Source organism: Gallibacterium genomosp. 1 (genome assembly GCF_000771875.1).
GTDB lineage: Bacteria > Pseudomonadota > Gammaproteobacteria > Enterobacterales > Pasteurellaceae > Gallibacterium.
Genome location: NZ_JPXX01000028.1, coordinates 1 through 9,076 on the forward strand (window position 1 = coordinate 1; position 9,076 = coordinate 9,076).

Genomic DNA, 9,076 nt, shown 5'->3' on the forward strand with positions numbered 1-9,076 from the left:
AGCTAAAGCGGAAAAAGAGGTTAAAGAAAAAGCTGAAAAAGCAGCAGCTGAAGCTAAAGCAAAAGCGGAACAAGCAGCAAAAGCCAAAGCAGCTGCTGAGGCTAAAGCGAAAGCTGCTGCAGAAGCAAAAGCCGCTGCAAAGGCTAAGGCAGATGCGGAAGCAAAAGCACAACGTTTAGCTCAACAGAATGCATTGGATGATTTCCTTAATAATGGTGATATTGGCGGTGGTAGTAGTCGTCAAGGAAGTAACAGTAACCGTAAAGGAGCAGAAGGCTCTAGCGGTGGTAATGGTGCTGGTGAAGGAGATGTTGTTGGAGATCAATATACAGCAATTATTAAGCGTGAAATTCAACGCCGTTGGTTGAAAGATTCAAGTTTTGCTAATAAAGTTTGTACGGTACAAATTGAATTGGCGAGAGATGGAACAATTTTAAATTATCACAAAGTTTCTGGTTCAGATGATATCTGTACATCAGCATTGAGAGCGGTAGCCTTAACGAAGAAAGTGCCGGCGCCACCATCAGATGCCGTGTATAGAAAATATCAAAAGCCGGTAATTGATTTTAAATTGAGATAGGTAATACTTGAGGAAGAGTGGCCTTATGATTAAAAAATTTGTATATAGTTGGATGTTTGCAGTGGTATGCTTGTTAACGCAGTCGACACAGCTATTTGCTGAAGTCAGAATTGTTATTGATGAAGGGGTTGATAGTGCGCGCCCAATTGCGGTTGTTCCTTTTAAATGGAATGGTCCCGGTTCAGCACCTGCTGATATTGCAGATATTATCTCTTCAGACTTACGCTTTAGCGGTAAATTCAATCCTATCCCGGTGGACAGAATGCCTCAGCAGCCAACTTCTGCTGGTGAAGTCAATGTTGAAGCTTGGTCAGCATTAGGTATTGATGCTATTGTTGTTGGACAGGTAACACCTGCAGGTGGTGGTTATAATATTTCATACCAGCTTGTTGATACTGTTGGAGCTTCAGGTACACCTGGTGCTGTTCTATCTCAGAATTCTTATACCGTAACCAATCAATGGATTCGTTGGGGAGCACATACTGTCAGTGATCAGGTGTTTGAAAAATTAACCGGTATTAGAGGAGCATTTAGAACGCGCATTGCTTATGTTATCCAAAATAATTCCGGTTCTTACGATTTACAAGTATCTGACTATGACGGTTATAATGCTTTTAATGTATTCCATAGTTCGCAACCTATTATGTCGCCAGCTTGGTCTGCAGATGGTAAAAAATTAGCATATAGTGTATTTGAAAATAAAAAATCTTTATTAGTTTTGCAAGATCTTGCTAGTAAATCCCGTAAAATTATTGCATCATTACCAGGTCATAACGGCGCACCATCATTCTCACCGGATGGCTCTCGTATAGCATTTGCTTCGAATGAGGATGGTGTGTTGAATATTTATGTAATGGGTGTTGGTGGTGGTTCACCTGTAAAATTAACTAGTGGTAGCGGTAATAATACAGAGCCAAGCTGGTCTAGTGACGGTTCTTCCATTATCTTTACTTCTGATAGAGGTGGTGCGCCGGCTGTTTATATGATGGGGGCTAATGGTGGTGGTGCATCATTAGTTAGTCCTCCGGGAAATAGCTATAGTGGTGAAATGTCTCCAGATGGTAAAGAAATTGTCATGGTCAATGGTAATAAATTAGTGAAAAAAGATTTAGAAAGTGGAAGTATTATTGCATTAACTTCTACCTTCCTAGATGAAAGCCCAAGCTTTGCACCTAATGGAACTATGGTTATTTATAGTTCTACCCAAGGTGTAAGCAAAGTGCTACAATTAGTGTCCTCAGACGGACGTTTCAAAGCAAGGTTGCCTGGTTCAGGGGGACAAATTAAATTCCCTGCTTGGTCGCCATATTTAACTCAAAATTAAGGAGAATAAAATGAAAAAATTAGCTAAAGTGTTAATGGTTGCAGCACCAGTATTAGCGTTAGCAGCTTGTAGCAGCTCTGATAAAGCAGCTGATCAACAAGGTAAACTTTACGGTAATATGACTGCGCAAGAATTACAACAACGCTACAACACTGTATATTTTGGTTTTGATAAATATGATATCCAACCAGAATATGCTCAATTATTAGATGCTCATGCACAATACTTAACAGATACTTCTTCAAAAGTACAAGTTGAAGGTCATACTGACCCACGTGGTACTCCAGAATATAACATCGCGTTAGGTCAACGTCGTGCTGATGCAGTTAAAAGCTACTTAGAAGGTAAAGGCGTTCAAGGTGGTCAATTATCAACAATCTCTTACGGTGAAGAAAAACCAGCTGTTTTAGGTCACACCGAAGCAGATTATGCTAAAGATCGTCGTGCAGTATTAGCTTACTAATCACGTCTATTAGCAATTCTTTTGGAAAGCCCCTTTTGGGGCTTTCTTTTTGTTTGGAATTTGTAGTGTACCACTACAAGTTTGATGGTAAATGGCGTATTTTGGTAAGGTTTTCCTTCATCATCTAATAGATGAAACTGGATTCGATAGCGTGGTTTTAATTCCCTCGTATTCTCAGGCACTTGCAACTCCTTCTCCTGCATCCCAATATGTACACCATCTAACTAAATCCCTTCTTTATTTATCAAAATAGTGTTTTTGCCAAAATTCAGGAGGATTTTTTCATTGTTCATCGTCAGGTTTGTTTACCCACTTCACGCTCAATGCGGTCGTGTGCAGCGTTGAAAATCTCTTTAGCTTGGATATCTTTAAGTAAGCTTATAGTTTCAAGATTATTTTACGCCAATACGGTTTTGATGTCATTACCAGTGGTGATTTGAGTGGTTTTCCCACTGATAAAGCTCCAGCGGTAAACCGTCAGGATCTTTAAAAAAAGTGAATTGCTTGCCGGTGAGTTCATCAATGCGTACCGGTTCACATTCAACATTGTGTTGATTCAAATATTCAATAGCTTGTTGAAGATCGTCCACTTTAAAAGCAAGATGACGTAACCCACAAGCTTCAGGCGTTGTTGGTCTTGGTGGTGTTATTGGAAAAGAGAATAACTCAATTTGACTGCCATCGCGAAAACGCAAATCCAATTTATAACTCTGCCTTGCTTGGCGATAAGTTTCCGCAATCACTTCAGCACCAAGAATATTGATATAAAAATGTTTGGAAACTTCATAATTGGAAACAATTAAGGCGATATGGTGGAAACCAATTAATGGCGACATTACTTCTCCTGCTGTTCATTGTCACTGAGTCCAAGTGATTTGGAAAACAGCTGTAAACTTTTTGTTTCGCCGGCTTTAACTAATTGCTGCATCACTTGGGTTGGTGTGTGTAATAAACGATTCATTAATTTATAGCTTAATTCTTGCATTACTTTTTCGCTATCAGTGCCTTGTTGTAATGAAGTTAATGCTTTTTCAAGCAGCTCCAAACGAATTTGCTCTGCCTGTTGACGATAATTTTTTATCAGACTTGAAGATTGATGCAGTTTTAGCCAAACAAAGAAATCAGCGCACTCTTCCTGAATAATATTTTCCGCTTCAATGGAAGCTTGTTCTCGTTGTTGCATATTGTGCTGAATAATATTTTGCAGATCGTCAACGCTATAATGATAGACAGATTCAAGCTCACTTACTTTATCTTCAACGTCGCGAGGAACAGCAATATCAACAATCAACATTGGATCAAATCGGCGTTGTTTCTGTGCCACTTTGACCATTTTGTGTGTAATGAGGATATTTGAGCTGCCGGTAGAAGTAATCACAATATCAGCAAGATTTAGCCCTTGTTGAAGTTGATCCAGCGATAAAATATCCATTTGCCCGCCAACACGCGCTGCCAATGCTTCTGCGTTAGCAATGGTGCGGTTAGCAATCATAATGTGTTTTGCGCCGTGCTGAAACAAATGACGGCTGACCAATTCGATAGTTTCACCGGCACCCACTAATAAAATACGTAAACGTTTAAAAGAATCAAAAATTTGTCGTGCTAAACTACAAGCTGCATAAGCAACAGAAACAGCACTACCGCCGATTTCGGTTTCAGTTCTCACTCGTTTTGCGGTAGAAAAAGTTTTTTGGAATAGGCGCGAAAGTTCGGTAGAAATGGCAGAATGTTGCTGCTGATAAAAATTCTCGCTGAATTGAAAGGCCTGTTTCACCTGCCCTAAAATTTGCGGTTCACCAAGGATTAGTGAGTCTAAACCACAGGCAACGCGCATTAAATGTGTGACACATTGTTGGTTTTGTTGGATATAAATAGAGCGCTGTAATTCTTCTTCAGTGATTTGGTGTAATTGGGCAAACCAGCTTTTGATTTGTTGTAGCCATTGTTGATTTTGTTCGTTATCTTCCTGTGGTGAAATATGGCGGTTGTGCAAGTAAATTTCAGTGCGGTTACAGGTTGATACAATAACGGCACTCTCTGCTAATTCGGATTGTAACTGTTGTAATGCAAGTTGACGTTTATCATCATCGAATGAAACTTTTTCACGTAAAGCCACGGTTGCGGTTTTATGGTTAATACCTAATACCAAAATTGCCATAAATCACTCTTTTACTAGCGGAACACCGCTATTCCCACATTAAAAAAACAAAACAGAACATCGCAAGATTTTAAATAATCTAGTAACAACTAGCAAATGAAAGCAGGAAATTTTTTGATTTAGCAGGAAAAGATACCTCATAGGGATTATACTGAAAGAGCGGAGATATTGATTGTAATATCAATATCTCCTTTTTGTTAATGAGCAATTTTTTTGAATTCCTCAAAAAAGGTCGGAAATGTTTTTGCTGTACACTCTGGTTCTAAAATAGTTACTGGTGTATTTGACAGAGCGATTAGTGCAAAACACATCGCTATTCGGTGATCATTATAGGTTGCTATTTCTGTATGTTTAAACTGATCTAGAGCAAGTGGTTGAATTCGTATGAAATCCTTTCCCTCTTCAACTTCAGCCCCTATTTTTTTTAGCTCGGTAGCTATTGCCGTTAAACGATCAGTTTCTTTCACGCGCCAGTTATAAATATTACGAATGACAGTCTCGCCTTCAGCAAAAAGCGCGGTGATGGCAATTGTCATTGCTGCATCTGGAATATGATTCATATCCAAATCAATACCGTGTAACTCATTTTTTTCGATTTCAACATAGTGATCGTGCCAATGTACTTTTGCCCTCATTTGTTCAAGAACATCAATAAATTGGATATCGCCCTGAATACTCTTTTTACCGATACCGTTGACTTTGACTTTACCTTTTATGGCAGCAGCAGCCAAGAAATAGGAGGCGGAAGAGGCATCTCCCTCAACCATAAAGGAGGATGGCGATTGATACTGTTGGTTACCTTTAACGAAAAATATCTGGTAGTTATGGTGTTGCACTTGCACCCCGAAAACAGACATCATCTTTAATGTAATATCAATATAAGGTTTGGATACCAGATCCCCGATAATATGAATTTCGCTATCTTGATTTGCTAACGGAGCTGCCATTAATAACGCAGTAAGAAACTGAGATGAAATAGCACCATTGATTTCAACTTTGCCACCGTTTAATCCGTGATTGCGAATGGCAAGCGGTGGATAACCTTCTTGTTCCAAATAATCTATTTCAGCACCCATTTGCCGCAAAGCATCAACCAAATGTTGAATCGGGCGCTCTTTCATTCTTGGTTCTCCAGTTAAAACAATTTCACTAGGCTCAGCTTTGTTTGGCGCTAAACAGAGTGCCGCCGTTAAAGGACGCATTGCTGTGCCGGCATTTCCTAAAAATAAACTTAATCCGTTTTGCCATTCAAAAGCACCGGCATTGCCTTGAATTTCACAGACAGTTTTATTTTCGGATAATTGATATTGAATACCTAATGCTTTTAGTGCATTCAACATATGGCGAACATCATCGCTATCCAAAAGATTAGTGATGGTTGTTGTTCCTTTTGCCATAGCGGCTAATAATAATGCTCGGTTGGAAAGACTTTTTGAACCGGGAAGTGTAATTTCTCCGTCAATGTAATCAATAGGATTTAGCGTAATCGAATTCATAAACAGCAATGTTCCTTTTATTATCAATTAATTAGCTAAAATATCAGTTAATGCATCGATAAATGCTTGATTTTCTTCCGGTAAACCAATGCTGATACGTAAGTGATTTGGCATTCCGTAACCGGCAATAGGACGAACAATAATGCCTTTATGCAGTAATGCATCGTAAATAGGTAAGGCTGGTCGTTTAAAATCAACTGTAATAAAGTTACCTTTAGATGGAATATAATCTAATCCTTGTTTTTCAAAGAAATCTATGAGAAGTTTCATTCCTTGTCGATTATTTTCTGCCACTTTATTGACGAAATCATCATCATTAATCACTGCAGTAGCTGCGGCTAAAGCAAGGCTGTTGCAATTAAACGGCTGACGAACACGATTAAATAAGCCGGCAATTTCAGGGTTAGAAACAGCATAACCTATACGAAGACCTGCTAAGCCGTATGCTTTTGAAAGTGTTCTGCACACCACTAAATTAGTATATTTTTTCTGTAGTTCGAATGAAGGGACACGTTCGGCAGGATCGGTGAATTCAGTGTAAGCTTCATCAAGTACTACAATAATATGTTCCGGTACTTTTGCCAAAAATTGATCAATTTCTGCCGTTGTAAGGAATGTTCCTGTCGGATTATTTGGGTTAGCAATATAAATTAATTTAGTTTTATCAGTAATATGCGCTAAAAATTGAGGTAAATCGTGCCCCCACTCTTTTGCCGGAATGACGACTGCTTTAGCGTTAAGCGCCTGTGTCACTAAAGGATAAACGATAAAGGCATATTGCGAGAAAATAACCTCGTCTTGTTCACTGACAAAGGTGTGCGCAATTAATTCAATAAGATCATTTGAACCGTTGCCTAACGTAATTTGTGACGGATCAAGACCAAATTTTTTTGCTGCTGCTTGTTTAAAGTAAAAACCATTGGAATCAGGATAACGTGTAAGTTGGTTGAGCTCATTTAAAATAGCTTGCTTGGCAACATCGGAAAAGCCAAAAGGATTTTCGTTAGAAGCCAATTTAATAATATTATTAATACCTAATTCTCGTTCCAATTCTTCAATTGGTTTTCCTGCTTGATAAGGAGATAACTGTTTAACGCCAGTGTTGGCAACATCTAAGAATTTCATATGATTTCCTGTGATTAATTATTGATTTTCTTTAGCAAATTTTTCCATAAAAGCAATTAAGGCTTCTACTCCGGCAATTGGCATTGCGTTGTAAATAGAAGCACGCATACCGCCAAGCACTTTATGTCCTTTTAATGCTCTTAAACCGGCAGCATTGGATTCACTGACAAATTTTGCATTTAATTCATCATTATTGGTGGTGAAGGTCACATTCATTAATGAACGATTTTTGGCGGCAACTTTATTCTGATAAAAGTTGCTTTGATCAATATAGCGATAGAGCAATTCTGCTTTGGCACGGTTTTTTAACTCAATTTGTTCAATTCCACCATTTGCTAATAAATGTTCAAATACTAATGAACAGAGATACCAAGCAAATGTTGGTGGTGTATTAAACATAGAATCGTGATCGCGCAAAATTTGATAATTCCAAACGGAAGGTGTACTACGACGAGCTTTACCGATAAGGTCATCACGAATGATGATTAATGTGATCCCTGATGGCCCCATATTTTTTTGAGCACCGGCATAAATCATACCGAATTTGCTGATATCAACTTTGCGAGAAAGAATATTTGATGACATATCCGCAATTAATGTAGCATTACCGACGTTAGGAACGTCAAAGATTTCTACACCGCTAATAGTTTCATTCGGGCAGTAATGTACATAATCGTATTGTTCGGCGATATTGCTGAAATCAAGATCAGTTATGGCAGTTTTACCGTTTTCTTCCGTTAAAATATTGATTTCATCTACATTGCCGAATAATTTTGCTTCTTTGGCTGCTGCTGTTGACCAGTGTCCACTGGTTAAATAAAGTGCTTTGCCGTTTTCGGAAAGCAAATTCATTGGAATAGCGGCAAATTGCCCTCTGGCACCACCTTGTGCAAACAGAATTTGATAATTTTCAGGAATATTAAATAATTTGCGTAAATCTTCAATAGAACGCTTGGCTAACGCCATAAAATTGGCACCACGATGGCTAACCTCCATTACTGAAGTTCCGAGAGATTCCCAGTCAAGCAGTTCTGCTTGGGCTCGTAGTAGAACTTCTTTAGGCATCATTGCCGGTCCTGCACTAAAATTAAATACGTCTGTCATATTTATTCACCTTCTTGTTTATTTTATTCATATAAATGTGCTTAGTTTTAACACTAGAAATGTGAATTATCAATCGCTTTCTATCCGGTTTGTGAATTATTGAACAGACATAATTGATCCGAGCAAGAAAATCATTACATCTTTTTGACGATACCCTAAAAAACCGCTACAGTAAGCATAGAATATTTTATTATGTATCAATAAGAGAGTTGACTATGGAAAATGTAAGTAAAAAATGTTTTGAAGATGTGTTGGAGTATGTGCGTATGTATCGTCAAAAGAATAAACTTTTGCGTGATATTGCCGATAATGATCGCAAAATCCGAGATAACCAGAAAAGGGTTTTATTACTTGACAACTTGAATCAATATATCACAGATGATATGTCAGTAGCGGATATTCGGGTCATTATTGCTAATATGCGTGATGATTATGAATCTCGTGTGGATGATTATATGATTCGTAATGCTGAAGCATCAAAACAACGTCAAGAAATTAAAAAAGCAATGAAGGAGCAGAGTCGTTTACACGCGGAAATGCTGAAGAAAACTAAAGAGTAGTAAAAACAGTGCTTATACACTGAAATACGAAAGAAAAACCTGTCTTAAAAAACTAGTGATTAGAACATAAGACAGGTTTTATATTTGCTATTTATTAGAAGCGGAGAGCAAATATAAAAAAGATATTATTAACTTCAATTTTAGAATACAGAAAAGAAGGCATAGTAGACAAAATTGTTGCTAAAAAGTGGCTTAAAGCCTTATAGTACAAGGCTTTAAGCCCTCTTTTTGAAATATGAATAAAAAACTGCTCATTTTGCCAAAGT

9 protein-coding genes are annotated in these 9,076 nt (G+C 38.0%); 4 read left to right on the forward strand and 5 right to left on the reverse strand.

Going from position 1 to position 9,076, the window contains the following annotated elements; all coding sequences use genetic code 11:
• The 3 genes from tolA to pal all read left to right on the forward strand — a co-directional run.
• A partial coding sequence (gene tolA, locus JP36_RS09640; RefSeq protein WP_039174206.1) for a cell envelope integrity protein TolA occupies positions 1-580 on the forward strand: 580 nt, incomplete at its 5' end.
• 52 nt (positions 581-632) lie between these two features.
• Positions 633-1,904, forward strand: coding sequence for a Tol-Pal system beta propeller repeat protein TolB (gene tolB, locus JP36_RS09645; RefSeq protein WP_039174213.1), 1,272 nt, complete (start codon positions 633-635; stop codon positions 1,902-1,904).
• Positions 1,905-1,914: 10 nt separating this feature from the next.
• Positions 1,915-2,367: a peptidoglycan-associated lipoprotein Pal gene (gene pal, locus JP36_RS09650; protein ID WP_013746819.1), complete on the forward strand. Its 453-nt coding sequence runs from the start codon at positions 1,915-1,917 to the stop codon at positions 2,365-2,367.
• Positions 2,368-2,789: 422 nt separating this feature from the next.
• Here pal and JP36_RS09660 read toward each other — a convergent pair whose 3' ends face one another.
• The 5 genes from JP36_RS09660 to serC all read right to left on the reverse strand — a co-directional run bounded on the left by JP36_RS09660 (position 2,790) and on the right by serC (position 8,250).
• Positions 2,790-3,203, reverse strand: coding sequence for a VOC family protein (locus JP36_RS09660; protein WP_039174207.1), 414 nt, complete (start codon positions 3,201-3,203; stop codon positions 2,790-2,792).
• Positions 3,203-4,525, reverse strand: a complete 1,323-nt coding sequence (gene hemA / locus JP36_RS09665) for a glutamyl-tRNA reductase (RefSeq protein ID WP_039174208.1) — start codon at positions 4,523-4,525, stop codon at positions 3,203-3,205. Before hemA ends, JP36_RS09660 begins: the two co-directional genes overlap by 1 nt.
• A gap of 197 nt (positions 4,526-4,722) precedes the next feature.
• Positions 4,723-6,021, reverse strand: a complete 1,299-nt coding sequence (aroA, locus tag JP36_RS09670) for a 3-phosphoshikimate 1-carboxyvinyltransferase (protein ID WP_039174209.1) — start codon at positions 6,019-6,021, stop codon at positions 4,723-4,725.
• 27 nt (positions 6,022-6,048) lie between these two features.
• Entirely contained in the window at positions 6,049-7,146 is a 1,098-nt protein-coding gene (gene hisC / locus JP36_RS09675; protein ID WP_039174210.1) for a histidinol-phosphate transaminase, read from the reverse strand.
• A gap of 18 nt (positions 7,147-7,164) precedes the next feature.
• Entirely contained in the window at positions 7,165-8,250 is a 1,086-nt protein-coding gene (gene serC / locus JP36_RS09680; protein ID WP_039174211.1) for a 3-phosphoserine/phosphohydroxythreonine transaminase, read from the reverse strand.
• Positions 8,251-8,465: 215 nt separating this feature from the next.
• On the opposite strand from serC, the gene JP36_RS09685 reads away from it, so the two are divergent.
• A complete protein-coding gene (locus JP36_RS09685) occupies positions 8,466-8,810 on the forward strand; it encodes a DUF496 family protein (protein WP_039174212.1) in 345 nt (114 codons plus the stop codon).
• The last annotated feature ends 266 nt before the right edge of the window (positions 8,811-9,076 follow it).